The organism is Ignavibacteriales bacterium, assembly GCA_020635255.1.
Lineage (GTDB): Bacteria > Bacteroidota > Ignavibacteria > Tepidaquicellales > Tepidaquicellaceae > JAEYVS01.
In genome coordinates this window covers 100067-116511 of the sequence record JACKAC010000002.1, presented here as the reverse complement: position 1 = coordinate 116511, position 16445 = coordinate 100067, and the positions used below count along the sequence as shown (strand labels likewise).

General features: G+C 39.0%; 19 protein-coding genes. 13 read left to right on the top strand and 6 right to left on the bottom strand.

What is annotated here, in order from left to right; translation table 11 throughout:
• Window positions 1–5: 5 nt before the first annotated feature.
• Complete coding sequence (locus H6614_08345) at window positions 6–1505, top strand: T9SS type A sorting domain-containing protein (protein ID MCB9243667.1); 1500 nt, start codon at window positions 6–8, stop codon at window positions 1503–1505.
• Window positions 1506–1539: 34 nt separating this feature from the next.
• Here H6614_08345 and egtD read toward each other — a convergent pair whose 3' ends face one another.
• Window positions 1540–2523 carry an L-histidine N(alpha)-methyltransferase gene (gene egtD / locus H6614_08340; GenBank protein MCB9243666.1) on the bottom strand — a complete coding sequence of 328 codons (984 nt, stop codon included), beginning with the start codon at window positions 2521–2523 and terminating at the stop codon, window positions 1540–1542.
• Between the two features lie 119 nt (window positions 2524–2642).
• Window positions 2643–3296: a thioredoxin family protein gene (locus H6614_08335; protein ID MCB9243665.1), complete on the bottom strand. Its 654-nt coding sequence runs from the start codon at window positions 3294–3296 to the stop codon at window positions 2643–2645.
• Between the two features lie 76 nt (window positions 3297–3372).
• Here H6614_08335 and H6614_08330 point away from each other — a divergent pair, with 76 nt between their 5' ends.
• Window positions 3373–3810: a hypothetical protein gene (locus H6614_08330; GenBank protein MCB9243664.1), complete on the top strand. Its 438-nt coding sequence runs from the start codon at window positions 3373–3375 to the stop codon at window positions 3808–3810.
• A 34-nt stretch (window positions 3811–3844) separates the two neighbouring features.
• Here H6614_08330 and msrB read toward each other — a convergent pair whose 3' ends face one another.
• Entirely contained in the window at window positions 3845–4255 is a 411-nt protein-coding gene (gene msrB, locus H6614_08325; GenBank protein ID MCB9243663.1) for a peptide-methionine (R)-S-oxide reductase MsrB, read from the bottom strand.
• A gap of 298 nt (window positions 4256–4553) precedes the next feature.
• Here msrB and H6614_08320 point away from each other — a divergent pair, with 298 nt between their 5' ends.
• The 4 genes from H6614_08320 to H6614_08305 are packed head-to-tail and all read left to right on the top strand — an operon-like array spanning window position 4554 to window position 6329.
• A complete protein-coding gene (locus H6614_08320) occupies window positions 4554–5087 on the top strand; it encodes a GNAT family N-acetyltransferase (GenBank protein ID MCB9243662.1) in 534 nt (177 codons plus the stop codon).
• A 9-nt stretch (window positions 5088–5096) separates the two neighbouring features.
• Window positions 5097–5534, top strand: coding sequence for an OsmC family protein (locus H6614_08315; protein ID MCB9243661.1), 438 nt, complete (start codon window positions 5097–5099; stop codon window positions 5532–5534).
• Entirely contained in the window at window positions 5534–5938 is a 405-nt protein-coding gene (locus H6614_08310; protein MCB9243660.1) for a DUF3052 family protein, read from the top strand. The genes H6614_08315 and H6614_08310 overlap by 1 nt, the downstream gene beginning before the upstream one ends.
• Window position 5939: 1 nt before the next feature.
• The gene (locus tag H6614_08305) at window positions 5940–6329 is read left to right on the top strand and encodes a RidA family protein (protein MCB9243659.1); all 390 of its coding nucleotides are present in this window, start codon (window positions 5940–5942) and stop codon (window positions 6327–6329) included.
• Window positions 6330–6379: 50 nt separating this feature from the next.
• On the opposite strand, the gene H6614_08300 is transcribed toward H6614_08305, so the two are convergent.
• A complete protein-coding gene (locus tag H6614_08300; protein MCB9243658.1) occupies window positions 6380–7057 on the bottom strand; it encodes a hypothetical protein in 678 nt (225 codons plus the stop codon).
• A gap of 212 nt (window positions 7058–7269) precedes the next feature.
• Here H6614_08300 and H6614_08295 point away from each other — a divergent pair, with 212 nt between their 5' ends.
• The 6 genes from H6614_08295 (at window position 7270) to H6614_08270 (ending at window position 11958) form a co-directional block, all read left to right on the top strand.
• On the top strand, window positions 7270–8124 hold the full coding sequence (locus H6614_08295; protein MCB9243657.1) for a helix-turn-helix transcriptional regulator: 855 nt from the start codon (window positions 7270–7272) through the stop codon (window positions 8122–8124).
• Between the two features lie 70 nt (window positions 8125–8194).
• Window positions 8195–9187, top strand: a complete 993-nt coding sequence (locus H6614_08290) for a hypothetical protein (GenBank protein ID MCB9243656.1) — start codon at window positions 8195–8197, stop codon at window positions 9185–9187.
• 27 nt (window positions 9188–9214) lie between these two features.
• Entirely contained in the window at window positions 9215–9601 is a 387-nt protein-coding gene (locus H6614_08285; protein MCB9243655.1) for a co-chaperone GroES, read from the top strand.
• Between the two features lie 39 nt (window positions 9602–9640).
• The gene (gene apaG, locus H6614_08280; protein MCB9243654.1) at window positions 9641–10036 is read left to right on the top strand and encodes a Co2+/Mg2+ efflux protein ApaG; all 396 of its coding nucleotides are present in this window, start codon (window positions 9641–9643) and stop codon (window positions 10034–10036) included.
• 93 nt (window positions 10037–10129) lie between these two features.
• Window positions 10130–11236, top strand: a complete 1107-nt coding sequence (locus H6614_08275; protein ID MCB9243653.1) for a glycosyltransferase family 2 protein — start codon at window positions 10130–10132, stop codon at window positions 11234–11236.
• Window positions 11236–11958, top strand: coding sequence for a DUF3667 domain-containing protein (locus tag H6614_08270; protein MCB9243652.1), 723 nt, complete (start codon window positions 11236–11238; stop codon window positions 11956–11958). The genes H6614_08275 and H6614_08270 overlap by 1 nt, the downstream gene beginning before the upstream one ends.
• A 93-nt stretch (window positions 11959–12051) precedes the next feature.
• On the opposite strand, the gene H6614_08265 is transcribed toward H6614_08270, so the two are convergent.
• Together H6614_08265 and H6614_08260 are read right to left on the bottom strand one after the other, a co-directional pair.
• A complete protein-coding gene (locus H6614_08265; GenBank protein ID MCB9243651.1) occupies window positions 12052–12645 on the bottom strand; it encodes a hypothetical protein in 594 nt (197 codons plus the stop codon).
• 35 nt (window positions 12646–12680) lie between these two features.
• On the bottom strand, window positions 12681–14342 hold the full coding sequence (locus H6614_08260; GenBank protein ID MCB9243650.1) for a T9SS type A sorting domain-containing protein: 1662 nt from the start codon (window positions 14340–14342) through the stop codon (window positions 12681–12683).
• Window positions 14343–14778: 436 nt separating this feature from the next.
• Here H6614_08260 and H6614_08255 point away from each other — a divergent pair, with 436 nt between their 5' ends.
• Window positions 14779–16410: a T9SS type A sorting domain-containing protein gene (locus H6614_08255; protein ID MCB9243649.1), complete on the top strand. Its 1632-nt coding sequence runs from the start codon at window positions 14779–14781 to the stop codon at window positions 16408–16410.
• Window positions 16411–16445 lie beyond the last annotated feature (35 nt).

Below are 16445 nucleotides of genomic sequence, written 5' to 3'. Positions count from 1 at the left end.
GACTTATGAAATTTTTACTCACACTTCTTTTGGCATTTTCCTTCTTTTCTTCAGGATTCGCAGGCAATACACCGCACAGCAATTTTTCTGACCTTTTGATTTCCATGGAAAAAGACCCGCAAATCGAATTACAGATCAGAAATATTGCTTTACAGGATAATTCTCCGATAGAGATTTATCTCGAGCAAGGTATATACATTCGCGCACTTGGAATAGAGGACGGTAAAATTGTTTATGGAATTATAAATAATCTCGCTGACATATATGCCGGAGCTGAAGTATCATATTTAGATAATATAATTACCCGGTACGATATCTTAAAAGCCAGGGTCTATTATGCTGATGGTACCGTACTAAATCCAACACTCGGAATCCCTCAGCCTTCTGTACTGGAGGGAGGGAGTAATAATCTTCTCTTGATACCTGAATCGACCAATGATAAAGTTTGGGCATTCAACCCGCAGAATGGCGACCTAATAGAGTCTGATTTTATTCCACCTGATGCTGTAAATTTGAGCCTTCCTCAGCATGCAGTTCAAACGCCCAGGGGCACAATTACTATTTCAGACCAGACTACAGACGGGATTTTCGAATATGATACGTCGGGGGTATTTATAAGGCTATTTGCTCCTTCGACCGGCGTCAATACCTCGATACTTGATAATACAAGAGGTCATGCTTACCAATCAAATGGAAACCTCCTCGGAACCGTAGGCACGGGACCTAATATTAACGCAATTCCACAATTCGATACAGGCGGCGCTTATCTCGGAACTTTCATTACATCCGGAATAGCCTCGAGTTGGTTCATAGAATACAGAACTTCCGATATGCTGATCTCTGTAATAAATACGCCCACCGGTGTGAGCAAATATGACCTGAACGGAACTTTCCAGAGTACCTTTGCATCTATCTCGTCATTTCCACAGCAGGTACATAACATGCAGAATGGTAACGTTGCAATTGCTAATTTTTCTTCCGGCTCTCAGCAAGGGATCCTTATTTTCCCTTCCGCCGGAGGTACTTTTATTAAACAGTTACAGGGCGTGACCGGAAATAGAGGCGTCTGGCAACTTGGAAATGGAAACTTCCTTACAACAAATGGAAGCGGTGTTCATGAAGTAGATAGTGCTACAGGAAACCTTGTCCGTACAGTAGTCCCGGGTGTTCAGTCAAGATTGATCTCATTCTACGATCCTGATATGCTTGTAGGATTACAAAATCAAAATAGTTCTGTTCCGGAAAAATATTCTCTACAACAAAATTATCCGAATCCCTTCAATCCCTCGACCACAATATCATTTGATATACCTCTGAACGGGTTCGTAACGCTGAAAGTTTATGATATTCTTGGTAAGGAAGTTAAAACACTGGTCAACAAAAGCTTAACCGCCGGAAGCTATGACTTTAGCTTTGACGCATCCGAGCTTAATTCAGGAATATATTTCTATACCCTGAGAACGGGTGACTTTGCAGAAACTAAGAAGATGTTACTAATAAAGTAAATTTTAACATTTTATAATACTAAAAAGGCAGCTTTTAGCTGCCTTTTTTATTAAATAACGTTAGTGCAAAATACTTTCTATCGTCATTCCATGTCTTTATCCAGTCCAGTCCTGCAGTATCCGCAAATTCCATTATAAGGTCATCGTTAAATTTATATGAGTTCTCGGTGTGGATGCCCTCGCCTTCGTCAAGCTCAATTTTCAAACCGAGATCGTTTATCATTACACTCTGCTTCTCCTTAGAGAATAAATGCATTTCTATCCTGCTCTTCTCTTTATTAAAAATGGACTCATGTCTAAACTTCGAAAGGTCGAATTCTCCACCCAGTTCATTATTTATTCTTTGAAGAATATTGAGGTTAAATTCCGCCGTCAAGCCGTCCCTGTCATTATAAGCTCGTACTAATATATCTTCATCTTTAATTAGATCGAACCCTATCAGCAGCGCATCTGTATCCTTCATCTCGCTTGCGATCTTTGACAGGAATTCCTTAATGTATGACCTTCGGAAATTACCAATGCTCGAACCAAGGAATATCGTTAGATTGTCCGAGTTATCTATATCTTTAACTATCCTGTATCCGGAAATATATTCAGATAAGATACCGTTTATTGTTAAGTTCGAATAATCTTTAAGTAATTGTTCAGATGTGGGGATCAGTATATCTGATACATCGAGCGGAATATAATTCAACTGCCGTCCTGTTTTGAGCTCGGCATCTAGTAAGTGACGGGTCTTTGTAGACGTACCACTACCAAGCTCTACCATAACAGGTTTATTCTTACTAAACTCAATTATATCACCTGACCTTTCTATCAAAATGCTCTCTTCCGTTCGTGTCGGATAATAATCCTCTATCTGTGTTATTTTATCGAAGAGCTCCGAACCCCTATCGTCATAAAAATATTTCGGATATAGAAATTTTTTCTCTGCAGTAAGCCCGTTCTTAACATCCTCTGCGAATGTGCTTTCAGTCAGAGCTTTCTCAAACCTGTAAATGTTTAACCGGTCATTCAAAATTTCTTTTGAAAAGACCGGCGAATTTTTTATTACTGTGTCCGTCGGTAACAATTTTAGGAAGGTTAGTTAAACTTAAAATAAAGTTCTTGTTGCTAATTACAACACCTAAAGAGCGTCTAGCTGTTTTCCCAGCGGTTTATTAGTTCAATAAATTCTTTTTGTATAGTTTCACATTTGTCTTTCGTGTACCATATTGCTATATCTTTCTGAACTTCGGCGAGTTCTTTCTGCTTTGTTCGTTTATGTTCCCGCATCATCTCCTGCGCCGGCTCAGGTCGGGGTCCCCACGTTCCCATATAGCTCCAGTTGGACTTATCTACAGATATAAGCTTTGGTATCGATCGTGTCCCGCTCGTCAGACAGCAATCCATTAATTCGGGGTTCTCATCCCTGAAAATAAACCCTAACCCTATATTATCAGAGAGTTCTGCTATCTTGTTTATTGCAGGAATGTTCTGCGCAGAATCTCCGCACCATGATTCCGTTAATACCAACCACGCATAATCCCTTTTTAGATCCATAGTGATCTCGACCATTCCGGGCAGTATCTCGATCGTATTATCCCATCTTTTCATTCTTACGGCATTTAGCTTGGTATTGTTTACCCTGCTTTCACTTTTCTCCGTACCGGTCGTATCTCTCTCATCAGCCAGCCTAAGTACTAAATTTTTATATTCACTATAAGATAATGCATTCTCGAATTTATTCCTGAAGAACTTAGGATTATGTTCTTGAATATTGCTATTTATTGCTCCGGTATTGTTTGACATTGTAAAATTATTTTAATCTTGATACTCTTATCAACATAAATTGGAAAAAATTAATCTTAATCTAAATTCATAAATTATGGCAGCAGAAGAAATAAAATTAATAATGAAGTACAATGCTTTTGTATTTAATAAAAATCTTGAAGAAATTTCAAACGAAGATAGTCTCACCACTGCTGATGACAGGGTAAACCTTATAAACTGGGTTGCAGGACATATTGTAAATACGCGTGATGATCTGCTTGAAGACGTTGGGAGTGGAAGGATCCTCCAACCTGAATACAAAGAATATTACGCGGGGAATAAACAACTTCCCTCAACCGATGTTGCAATTGATATTGATACAATAAAGAAAGATTTCGAGAAGCTTACGGAAGAAATAAACAAGGTCCTTGACGAAGGAGATAATGAAAAAGACAAAAAGGTAGCCTTTTTTATGTTTCATGAATCATACCACGCCGGACAATTGGGCGTGTTAAGGAAACTGCTTGGAAAAGAAGGAAAAATGCGGATATAAAAAAGCCCGCGTTGTGCGGGCTTTTAAACTAATTTTACTTCTCGTTTCCTTCTTTGTCTTTGAATTGCAATGATACCGAATTTATACAGTACCTCTTTCCAGTAGGAGGAGGTCCGTCATCGAATACATGCCCTAAATGTGATCCGCATCTTCCGCATGTTACTTCAGTCCTTACCATTCCATGTGAAGTGTCCTCACTAAGAATAATACTGCTGTCTGTTACCGCTTCAAAAAAGCTGGGCCATCCACATCCTGATTCAAACTTTGCAGTCGAATAGAATACAGGATTTCCGCATGCATTACAATGAAATGTACCTACATCTTTAAAATCTTCATACTTTCCCGTAAAGGGTCTCTCTGTTCCTTTCTCTCTGAGAACGTGGTACTCTTCGTCTGTTAGTTCTTTCTTCCACTCTTCTTCGGTTTTGTTTACTTTGTCGGACATATTATCTCCCTGGGTTTGATTATTTTCCGAATCCAATGAATCGGAGACCAATTTGACGTTTTCACTAACTACATTGTTGCCCGGTTCATGGCCCCCGGAGAAAAGCGAATTTCTGAATAAAAAAGCCACTACGGCTACCGCCGCGATACCGATCACTATTAATGGTTTCATTTTCATTTGTGGGTTATTGTTTGCTCTAGTGCTCTACGTAATATCAAACAGATTCCACTGCTGTTTAGTTTCTTAAACTGAATATATTTATATATGATTGAAATGTTAAGCGATTAAAATTATATTAATGTATGCCAGTGCTAATTTAATGGAATATAATAACATAGAGATACGCCAATTTGATCCGAATATGGATTCGGTTTCTGAGCTGACTAAACTTCTTAATAAAAGCTACAAACAGTTAGCTGATATGGGATTCCGGTACGTTGCTACTCACCAGGGAGACGATATAACATTGAGCAGAATTAACAGGGCATACTGCCTGGTTGCTTTAAAAGATGGCAGGATCATAGCAACTATATCCTATTACCATGAATCGGGTTACGAAAGATGTAACTGGTATGATAAAGATGGTGTCGGATATTTTGGACAATTTGGAGTTGATCCCGCGCTTCAAAAATCGGGCATAGGAAGCCGTTTGATGGAATTGATCGAGGAACATTCCCGCAACAAAGGTGACGCCGAGCTTGCTCTCGATACAGCCGAGGGCGCTTCTCATCTTATCGAAATATACAAAAAGAAAGGCTACCGCTTTATCGAATACGTTCGATGGAAAGATACTAACTACCGCAGTGTAATAATGAGCAAAAAACTAAACTGATCAAAAATCATGAGCACAAACGAAACAATTGCCGTTCTCAGACCGGATGAAAAATTCACCACTCATATCTCTGTAGACGGTCACGAAATAATTGCAGATGAACCAGGCTCCTCCGGCGGATATGATAAAGGACCGACTCCCTACGGTCTCATTGCATCCGGGCTTGCCGCCTGTACCGTAATGACTATGAAATGGTACTCCGATAGAAAAGGCTGGAATGTTGAGGAGTTCAAAGCCATTATTACTCACGGAAAAGATTATGTAGAAGATTGTGAGAATTGCGAAGAGGGTAAAAAAGCCCAGATCTATAAATTTAATGTGACGGTAAAAACAAAAGGACAGCTCTCCGACGGGCAGAAGCTCAAATTAATTGATATCGCTAAGAAATGTCCCGTCCATAGGACACTTTTATCACCGATCGACATAGAAACTAAATTCGAAGACTGATGCCCGCAGGATATTCCGGTACACCGCTCGTAAAAAAACTCGGTATTAAAGAAGGCTTTAAAGTCCGCTTCATAAATAAGCCAAAGAATTATATGGATCTGCTGGAAGAAATTCCTCCTGCTGTTAAACAGATCAAAACAGGCAAAGCTGACTTTGTTCACATATTCACTAAAAGCCGTAAGGAGCTTGCCTCCGAATTGAAGAAGAATATGAGATCCATAGAGCAGGACGGAATGATATGGGTTTCATGGCCCAAGAAAGCATCTAAGATACAGACAGATATTACGGAGGATGTTATCCGTGAAGTTGCCCTCCCGATGGGACTTGTGGATATAAAAGTATGCGCTGTGGATGATATCTGGTCTGGATTAAAACTCGTCATCAGAAAAGAAAACCGAAAATAAAATGAGCGAAAGAAAAAAAGTATCTGCTGGAACAAAATGGGGCGATTCCGTCGGGTATTCCCGCGCGGTTCGTGCGGAAAATATCATCGAAGTAGCCGGCACAACCTCCTTTGAAAATGGTGAAGTTGTCGGAGTGGGTGATGCATATACCCAGGGAATGTTTATTTTAAATAAGATACACTCTGCTATTTGCGAGCTGGGCGGTAACATAAATGATGTTGTAAGAACACGCATGTTTATTACGGATATCGGCGCTTGGGATGGTGTTGCCAAAGCCCATGGTGAGTTCTTTTCTGAGATCAAACCCGCTTCTACTATGGTCGTTATTAGCGGGCTTGCTCATCCTGATATGCTTGTCGAGATCGAAGCTACTGCAATTTTAGACCAATAAAAAACCCGGCTGAAAAACCGGGTTTTAAATCTTTTAATTCTCCCCTAAATTTATTCCTTCTTTGGTTCTTTCTTTACAGGAGTATTGTTATTATTGCTCTCCCTCTTATACTCTCTTCCGGAGTTATCGTTATTATAGCTCGGCGGAGGAGTATAGGTATTATTTGAGGACTTATAAGAATTATTCGAAGATTTCTTCTTAGTTGTATAACGCTTTTTAGAAGTTTTTCTCTTCTTGGAATATTTCTTTTTAGAGTTCTTCTTGCTCTTTGTGTACTTCTTATTTTTATTTGAAGTTTTTTTGTTGCCTACTGTTTTACCGGTGGTGTACTTCTTACCATTCCAGGTAAAAGTAGAAAGACCTTTTCTCTTTGCGTCCTTGTAAGCAGAGCCAAAACTTACGTTCTTGTAGCTGGCGCTTTCACGCTTGTTGTTGTTGCTTTTCTTATTGCTGGTGACATTCTTATTGTTGCCATCGGTATCCTTCACTGTGGTGTAAGTCTTCCCGTTGTATTTGAATGTCTTTAAACCTTTTTTTCTTGCCTCTCTGTATGCCTGTCCGAAACTCGAGAGGTTACTGCTAGACTTCTTCTTGTAAGTCTTTTTCTTTGAAGATTTCTTTTTCTTCTTTTTCCTGTTTTGCTCTACCTTTTCAGTACCGCTTGTTGATGCTTGAACGGTGCTGACTTCAGCAATAAACCCTCCAAAAAAAGAAAAACAAATCCCCAAAATAAGCGCTCGTAATAACACGTAGCCCTCCTTGTTTAATTAAATGGTTGACGAAAAAGTAAATTCACATTGCTAACGATTATTAACTTATTATTAATAACCAAAAAAAACAATACAATTTGGGGTAAAAGCCATATTCCGCGCTAAAATTAAACCTTTTCACTGTTTTTTGCATCAAATGTAATATATTTTAAGTAATATTTCATTTTTTAATGCAAGATTCCCATTTTAAGCCTAATCTCCTATTACTTCTAAATAGAATCGCTGATAAACCTGCATACATCACATTGAACACAGGTAATGATGTATTTGGATTTACTGTCGGTGAGACATTCCTGCCTCAGACATTGATCTACGCCCATAGAGGGGGATACCTGATCTCCCAAAACGATCGAGAAACTAGGTTGAGAAATGGATCCTTTCTTATTTTAAATAAAAATGAAAAATTTTCTATTTCCAAAATAAACGGTACCGATCGCGGACCTGTATTGCTGTTATTTAAAAAAGATTTTGTAAGCGATACCCTTTCGGAAAGCATCTCGGAAAAAATATTCCCGGCTGACTGGAGTTTCCATTCCCTGATCCGTGAAATGAGTACTGGCATAAAGAGGATTTCCTCGGATTTCCAGTGGGGAGAAGAAAAGTTTTTCGAAGTACTAATACATTTAAATTCGTTGGGGAGTAAAATTGAAAACGAATTAGAGAACCTGAGCCACCAAAAGAAATCAACCAGGTTGGAAACTTACCGCAAACTAAATAGAGCAAAAGATTTTATCCGTACATACTATGATGAAAAATTAAATCTCGATGATATCTCCAAGCAAGCTGGATTATCCAAATATTATCTTATCAAATTGTTTAAAGAACTTTATCAGCTTACTCCATATGAATTCCTACTTAGACAGAGAATGATACACGCCTGCGAAATGCTGAGGACCGAAAAGAAAAGCATAACAAACATTTGCTACGATACCGGATTTGAAAGCCCTTCCTCGTTTTCTTTATTATTTAAAAAACATACCGGATTATCCCCTCGCGAATACAGGAATTTATCCCTTAATTATTAGCAACATTTGATAAGAATTATTTCGTGTGCGAAACTAATTTTAGATTATTTAAATTTAATAATCTAGAAACATGAATACACTTAAATTGAAAAACCTGTTATTTATACTAATTTTGTTTTTACCATATCTTGCCCAAGCGCAGGATAAACCTGCTATCCGGTTCGATGATAAAGTCCGCATAGTCGAGGCATACAGGATAGCGGAAAAATCCGCTGATAGCATCTGGCAGGGATGGTCAAAAACACCCTTCGTCATTCTGTTAGTGGATGATAATTATGAGTATCTCTTAGGGCATACTCCTTTGACCGATGATTTCGTTTCTTTGGGTTATGACGATATTCTCAAGCAGGAAGTCTATTACCGTAATAGAACATTCGATAAGAAACTCTTAGCCACTTTTCCAGCAATTGACGGAATTCCTACTATTGTGATCGGACTCCCGGAAAACACCGGCTTAAACTCTGTCGGTTGGACAATAACATTACTACATGAGCACTTCCACCAGATGCAAATGTCTGATCCTGATTACTACACATCAGTCGCATCTCTCGATCTTGCAAAAGGTGATGAGTCGGGTATGTGGATGATAAACTTCCCTTTTCCATATAATTCCGCTGAAGCAGAACAGCAACTCGCGGTAACAAATGCTCTACTGGCAGATTTAATTGCAGATTATAATGAAGATAAGCTTAATGAATATTTAAAAGAAAGATCGAAGCTCAAAGAGATATTTGGCGAGGAAAATTACCGCTACTTCTCATTTCAGCTATGGCAGGAAGGTATTGCTCGGTATACAGAAATGCAGGTTATGGAAATGCTAAATGAAGGATATACACCAACAAAAGCATTTCAGCATCTCTCAGATTATCAGGATGTAAACAATGTGATAATATACGCATTTAAAGAATTGCAGAAAACTTTGAGAGAAGCCAAGTTAAGTGAATACGAAAGAGTTATATTCTACTCCATAGGTGCAGGGGAAGGATTATTACTTGACAAAGTTGATCCTGATTGGAAGAAAAAATACTTTACGGAAAAATTTTATATTGAGAATTACTATTAAAGTTATATTTTATTGTAAAGGGGATTGATGGATACGCATACTTCTGAAGCTGAAAAATTAAAGAACCTCATAATTGTCGGTGACAGGGTTTTAATAAAACCAAAGACTGCCGACGAAAAAACCAAAACCGGTCTTTATCTTCCTCTCAATGTACAGGAGAAGGAAGAAGTAAGGAGCGGGTTCGTGATGAAAGTGGGACCGGGCTATCCAATACCCCTTCCGGCTGAAGGTCTTGATGAAGATTGGAAGGGAAGTGATGAAGCAGTTAAATATATCCCATTGCAGGCAAAAGAAGGCGACCTTGCCATTTACCTTCAAAAAGGCGCGGTCGAAGTTCTTTATCAGGATGAAAAGTATTATATAGTCTCTCAGCACTCTATTCTTATGATTGAGAGATATGACGATGTTTATTAAAATAATTTATATATTCCGATAAGTAAAAAAAATTGGTTCATGACTACAAATATTAATTCGGATACCACTACTAATGGCATAAGAGTTCAGGTTTTCCCTGAATATGTACAGGAGCATTCTGACACAGATAATAACCTCTATTATTTTAAATACAGGATAATTATTACAAATAATTCCGATAAGGCAGTAACCCTTGTTTCACGACATTGGGAGATAATTAATTCCGAGGGAGATACAGAGGTCGTAGATGGTCCCGGGGTTATCGGGAAAACTCCTTATCTTGAACCCGGTGACGATTTTGAATATGAAAGCTACTGCCCTCTCGATACGAGCTGGGGTACCATGGAAGGCTCTTATAGCATGCAGGATGATGACGGTGATTCATTCGACATTGAGATCGGACGTTTTTATCTGTGTATACCCGTAACCGTGTAACATTAATCCGTAACTTTGGTTTTTAATCACCTCTTTGATTCCTTCATTAGTGATCCTCTCAATATCATTATCTTTATTCTTTTCTTTTTTTATTTGCTGACCTATATAGAATATTATTTCGGTAGCAGATCGATTAAAAACCTGAAAGACTTTCCACCAATCAAGACTAACGCTCCACCCTATATCTCTTTCATCATCCCCGCTAGAAATGAGGAAAAGAAAATAAAAGAAGCCCTTTCGTCCGTCCTTGCTCTGGATTATCCTCGATATGAAGTAATCGCAATTAACGATAGATCTAATGATAATACCGGAAAGATACTGGACGGGTTATCAGCATCAAATCCCGATCTGAAAGTCGTTCATGTCACTTCACTTCCTCCCGGATGGCTCGGAAAGAACTATGCACTCGATTACGGGGCAAAAAATGCTTCCGGTGAGTATTTCATCTTTACAGATGCAGATGTAGTTTTTAAACCGGATACGCTGAACCGTGTATTGGAATACATAAAACAAAACAACACTGATCACCTTGCAATGGCGCCGTCACACGTTTTTAAAAAGATCCTGCTGACTGCAGTTATAAGTATTTTTGAATTCCTTTTCATGGTAAAATTTAAACCGTGGAAAGTATCTAACTCCAAAAGCAAATACTTCATCGGGATAGGCTCATTCAATATGATCACAGCAGACGCATATAAAAAGACAGGCGGATTTGAAACACTGAGGATGCGTCCGGATGATGACATTATGCTTGGGAAGCTTGTTAAAAAATCCGGCTATCGTTCTAACTTTGTTTATGCTCCCGAACAATTATCTATCGAATGGTATAACACTGTGGGCGAAATGATCCGTGCATTCTATAAGAATACATTCTCTGGCTTTAATTACAGCCTGCTTAATGCAGTTCCTTCTATTTTTATGCTCGTTGTATTATCAACCCTACCCTATATAAGCCTTTTTTTTCTTAGCGGTATCGGTTTAATTATAGATGGAGCAATACTTGTAATAATCTTCCTTATATACCTGCTCTTAACAAAAACAAACGGAATAAGTATTTTTTACTTTCTCACTTACCCCGTTGCGTGTTCTATTATCGCTTACCTCATGATAAGATCGGTTTTCCTGAGCGTGATCAAAGGTGGTGTCGATTGGCGCGGTACTTTTTACAACTTAAAGGAATTGAAATCTAACAAAGTATAATGTCCGATAACTGGACCACAACTGATAAATGTCTTAATTGCGGTAGTCCCGTAACCGGAAATTACTGCTCAAATTGCGGTCAGGAAACAAATACCGGACGGTATGGTGTTTCAACGATTTCAAAAGATCTTGCAAAGGAAAAGTTCAATATTAAGTCAAAACATCTTAAGACCCTTTTACAGCTTATAATTTCACCGGGTAAATTTTCAAAAGAGTTTTTGTCGGGTAAACGGGTCTCTTATACAAAACCCATCACCTTTTATTTGTTTATCCTTGGTATATACCTGGTACTATTTCATAATTTCAGTGATGTTATCCTTCCCCCTGATAATACGGATGTAAAACATAATGAGCTGAATAACATTGTAAAGCAGAACATGAACTATTTTAGTTTTATCATGCCTGCGGTATATTCGCTGACTTTCTATTTGTTCAACGGAAAGAGAACAGGAATTAACATTGCCGAATCATTCGTGATTTCATTATACTTTTTTGCAGCAACACTTGTAATTGGTATATTATTTATGCTTTTGATTTTTATAGATCCTCTACTTTGGTCTTTGAGAACTATTATTATTGCCCTATATCTCCTTTACTCCTATTATCAGCTTGCTCAGTTGAAAGGGATAAAAGGCATTCTACTTACTATAATCACGACCTCTTCAGGATTTTTTATAGTGGTTGTAATAATTCTTGCATTCAGCATTATCTTTGTTTACTAGAGAATGTTATAGGTTCCATAATGGAATTAACATAAAAAAAAGGCTCTGCCGAAACCGGTAGAGCCTGAAATATTCTTTAACTCAAATAATTTTTTAGGTGGCGAACTTGTATATCTCGCCCGGTCCCTCATACTCCAGCAGACCAAAATCTTTTTCCGATAATGTGATCTTTGCATTGCCTAAAAATTCCGGCTTCTCTATTTCTATCACATTGCCATTCCTTGTAAATTTGTATTCACATGGTATCAGCTTGCCCGTATCCCAATTGATAGCGTACACTTTTTTAACAGCCGATTCACCTTCCGCCAATCCAACCATTAATAGTGCGTTAAAGTAATCGAACATTGGGTTTGGTCCGTCGAATATCTTCTCGTCTATATCCACCTCGCCCGATTGCATATCATCTTCCTCTCTGAAAAAATACGTGTAACTTTTTCCGTTTGACCCGGTAATTTCATATGTCACGTTCTTTTGAGGAGAACTCAACTGAATCCTTACACCCGAATAACCCAATGGCGTCAGGTTAAACTCACATTTTGCTCTTACATCGGGTCTGTTAATAAACTTCCCTTCCTCGGATACGTACCAGTTGCCGTTTCCGGCGATCAGCTTATACTCCTGCTCCTGTAATAGTTCGTTATCCTCCTTGTTGTACATTAATAGCTTCCCGGTGGTTTGTGTCTCCATGGCAGTTAAATTTACTTAATGAAAATTTTTAAAGGTTATTTTATTAGTAACATTTTCCTTGTTTGTGAAAAGCCTTCCGTTTCGAGTTTGTAAAAATATACCCCGCTTGAATAGGCGCTCGCATCAAAATTATAACTATATGAGCCTGCTTGTAATTCTCCGTTGACAAGTAACGTAACCTGCTGACCTAATTGGTTATAGATCGTTAATTTCACACCCGACGCTTTAGCTATGTCGAATCTTATCTGCGTAGAAGGATTGAACGGATTTGGATAATTTTGATAGAGCGCGTAGCTTTCCGGTGTGTTTCCGGAGTTATTCACTATTCCCACCGGAATATCATTGGTATCAACCTCTATATTATAGAGCGTTCCGCCGTTTCCGAATGTCCTCGCGTGAATTGCCTTCCCGCCGGCTATCACAGTTCTTCCATCACCTGATGTGCTCGTCCAGTATAATGAACCCGGAGTATTGAGCGCATACAATGGTGCATTCCCGGCAAATGTCTTAAATATAAAAAGATCCTCTGTTGAGTTGCTGATCGGTCCATATGATGATGCACTTAATATATTACCACTCTTTGAAAAGGATACGTTGCTAATCTCATCACCTGCACCTGAAAACGTCCATATCGGTGTTGAGCTTCCCGAAGAAAAGACTTTTACCTTTCCGTCGTATGAGGAAGCTGTTATGAAATTCAATGTACCTACGGCGATAAAATCTCCATTGTCGGTTATGTCGACCGCATACATCCAGTTATAAAATGACCCGGGCGCCTCCTGGTGTTCCCACTGGAATACATATGAGCTTCCATTCCATTGAAATACTCTTACATATCCCCTGTAATTGATCGTTGCAATTATACTTCCGTCTCCGCTGATTCCCTGGCGGCTTTGAGTTCCCGATGTCGAAAGAGGATTTATTAGCCCCCTATCCAGAAGCTGTCCGGTGTATGTTCTGAATACAAGAAATTCTCCGTATGTATTCACTATAACTACCGAATCATTTGCCGATATCCTGATACCCTGTATTAAGCCCGTGCTGACTGTCGGCACTACTTTAAAGCTCCATACCGGGGTTGTCGAACCGCTGTTGAAACCGAATATTGTGCTCGAATCCGACCTTGATGCACATGCAATCAAAAAATTTCCGTTACTTGTTATATCGACCGGTCCGGCTATCCCGGTATCTGGTAATGTTGTGAGGTCATAATTAAAAAATGGAGTATTACTAGAACTGTTGAACAATAAAATACTATGATATGACCCTGTCGCAATTACTCCGCCTGTATCGGATATTGCAATATTGTTCTGGCTCGTTTGAGTACTTACAAAATATTCCCAGGCTGGTGTGCTATTGGCATTACCGTATAGTGATATTCGCTTATTATTTAGGTCCCACGAGTTGATCGTCCTGTTACCATTCCGGCTTACTTCACAATGGTTTGATATAGCCGTTGCGTCACCGGTGTTCCATCTTAAGTTAGTCCCGTTTGCATCCAGTATAAACGGGATCTGGTTGTACTCCTGGGGATACTGGTAACCTTCGTTCCGCTCGGCATTGATCACCGTGCGTTTCTTTATTATTCCGTTTTCGTTTACTGTCTCCTCGAATTTTCCTATCTGTGGGTGGTCTTGTGAATATGTTTTTACTGAAAATATAGATAGGAACAAAAGCAGTAAAATAGTTTTGCTCATAGGTGAGTGAATTAAAATTTTTTTTGGAAATGTGCGTAACAATATGTTAACAAAAATTTTTCAAAAATAACAGAGAATTTTCATTTATTTTATAGCTCTCGGAAATTGAGATTTCGCCACTCCATAGGTGATTTCCTACAATAAAATCGGTTTATAGCTTATTTGAAGACAATTTCATCTATAATAATTTTGAATCTATAAGATTAGGTTGTACTCATTGTTCTATTAGGTGAAGCAAAATGGAAATGTTACGGTTACTACTTCGTTGCTGCCCAGGACGCTAGTATTATACTGTTAAGGCATTAACATGCTCCAAATTCCATAATGGCGAGTATTAGTCCTCCTGATACCGCCTGCTTCACCGTCTTTTTTTATCTCTTCGTCCCAAAATCAATCCTACATTGCAGTTTTTTACTCCTTTTTATAATTTATTCCAATGAAATTCTCCATCTGCATAGTATTAATTTTTCTTAATTCCCTCGCGGCTTTCTCGCAGGTATCCCAGCAATGGGTCAAAAGATACAATGGACCTGCCGGGGGTTTTGACATTGCCAGAGAAATGTTGCTAAAACCTGACGGCTCTATCATTGTCATTGGCAATTCCGTCGGAATCGGCACTTCCTCTGATATTGTAATCATTAAATATTCTCCGGCTGGTGATGAACAATGGGTATCACGTTACAATTACCCTGCTGATAGGTCTGATAATGTTTCATCAGCGGTATTGGATGATCTGGGATACATTTATATTACCGGCTTTATAACGGACTCTACCGATGTTACCCGTATGGCTGTGCTTAGATTCGATTCTGCAGGAATATTTCAATGGATCAGAACATTCGATTCAACTGCCTACACACAGTCTTACGGCGAGTCCATCGCTGTGTCCGGTGACGGCAATATCTTCGTTACAGGAACCGCAAGGAGCATTTCTTCTTTAAATGATTTCGTTACTATGAAATTCTCCTTATCAGGTGAACTCTTATGGCGAAAGACATATAACGGACTAGGTAATGGAGATGATAGCTCCGTCGGACTTGTACTGGATGATCAGAATAATGCCTTTGTTACGGGAAGCAGTAAAACAACCGGAACAGCATCCGATATTGTTATGCTTAAATACAACAATTCGGGAAATCTCCTGTTTACAAAAACATTCTCCGGACCGTCGGACCTGGATGACAGACCTACTTCGGTCACTACCGACCAAAATAACAACATAATCATAGCCGGGGTTACTTCCGGCTCAAATGGTTTCGATTACCTTACTCTTAAATACTCTAACCAGGGAAACCTTTCATGGTCTAAAACATACGATGGTACAGGCAATAGTATTGATTACACATATAAGGTAATAACTGATGCCGAAGATAATATCTACGTTACAGGAAGTAGTAGGAGCGGTACTCTACTGGGAACGGAAGATGCCGTTACAATAAAATATGATTCTGCGGGTGCTGTAAAATGGACTAACCGCTTTGACGGTCAGGCATCGGGAAGCGACATAGGATACTGTCTTACAGTTGACTCAAAGCAAAATGTTTATATTGGATGCGCTACCGATAGAGGAGGTATTCAGCTTATACTCGGAACATTAAAACTCAACTCTTCAGGTAAAATGGAATGGTTGCAAACTTATAACTTTTATTCCGCGCCTGAGGATTTTCCATACAGCATCCTGGTCGATGATCTGGACAATGTTTACCTGTGCGGTATCAGCTTTGGAGGAACTACTGATTACGATATTGCTACAATAAAATACTCACAATCGATAGGAATTAGCCAGATTGGAAGTTCCCTGCCGGAGAAATTCGAGCTTTTCCAGAATTATCCCAATCCCTTTAATCCCTCGACAAAGATAAGCTTTGATCTTCCGCAAAGCTCATATGCCACATTAGCCATCCATAATTCTATCGGACAGGAAATTACCGTCTTAATCGACCGGGACCTTCAGCCCGGTAAATATGAGTTCAATTTTGATGCTTCTTCCCTGCCTTCGGGAATATATTTCTATACCCTAAGTTCAGCCGGCTTCAGAAAAACTGGAAAAATGATGCTTATCCGCTAGTTTTTCTCCAAAATTAACCCTTGACAAGAGCCTAT

Excerpts from the sequence above, each read along its gene's own strand:
- H6614_08345 (MCB9243667.1), top strand. The coding sequence starts at position 6 with ATGAAATTTTTACTCACACTTCTTTTGGCATTTTCCTTCTTTTCTTCA.
- H6614_08335 (MCB9243665.1), bottom strand. The coding sequence starts at position 3,296 with ATGTCAAACAATACCGGAGCAATAAATAGCAATATTCAAGAACATAAT.
- H6614_08330 (MCB9243664.1), top strand. The coding sequence starts at position 3,373 with ATGGCAGCAGAAGAAATAAAATTAATAATGAAGTACAATGCTTTTGTA.
- msrB (MCB9243663.1), bottom strand. The coding sequence starts at position 4,255 with ATGTCCGACAAAGTAAACAAAACCGAAGAAGAGTGGAAGAAAGAACTA.
- H6614_08320 (MCB9243662.1), top strand. The coding sequence starts at position 4,554 with ATGTATGCCAGTGCTAATTTAATGGAATATAATAACATAGAGATACGC.
- H6614_08315 (MCB9243661.1), top strand. The coding sequence starts at position 5,097 with ATGAGCACAAACGAAACAATTGCCGTTCTCAGACCGGATGAAAAATTC.
- H6614_08310 (MCB9243660.1), top strand. The coding sequence starts at position 5,534 with ATGCCCGCAGGATATTCCGGTACACCGCTCGTAAAAAAACTCGGTATT.
- H6614_08305 (MCB9243659.1), top strand. The coding sequence starts at position 5,940 with ATGAGCGAAAGAAAAAAAGTATCTGCTGGAACAAAATGGGGCGATTCC.
- H6614_08295 (MCB9243657.1), top strand. The coding sequence starts at position 7,270 with ATGCAAGATTCCCATTTTAAGCCTAATCTCCTATTACTTCTAAATAGA.
- H6614_08290 (MCB9243656.1), top strand. The coding sequence starts at position 8,195 with ATGAATACACTTAAATTGAAAAACCTGTTATTTATACTAATTTTGTTT.
- H6614_08285 (MCB9243655.1), top strand. The coding sequence starts at position 9,215 with ATGGATACGCATACTTCTGAAGCTGAAAAATTAAAGAACCTCATAATT.
- apaG (MCB9243654.1), top strand. The coding sequence starts at position 9,641 with ATGACTACAAATATTAATTCGGATACCACTACTAATGGCATAAGAGTT.
- H6614_08270 (MCB9243652.1), top strand. The coding sequence starts at position 11,236 with ATGTCCGATAACTGGACCACAACTGATAAATGTCTTAATTGCGGTAGT.
- H6614_08265 (MCB9243651.1), bottom strand. The coding sequence starts at position 12,645 with ATGGAGACACAAACCACCGGGAAGCTATTAATGTACAACAAGGAGGAT.
- H6614_08260 (MCB9243650.1), bottom strand. The coding sequence starts at position 14,342 with ATGAGCAAAACTATTTTACTGCTTTTGTTCCTATCTATATTTTCAGTA.
- H6614_08255 (MCB9243649.1), top strand. The coding sequence starts at position 14,779 with ATGAAATTCTCCATCTGCATAGTATTAATTTTTCTTAATTCCCTCGCG.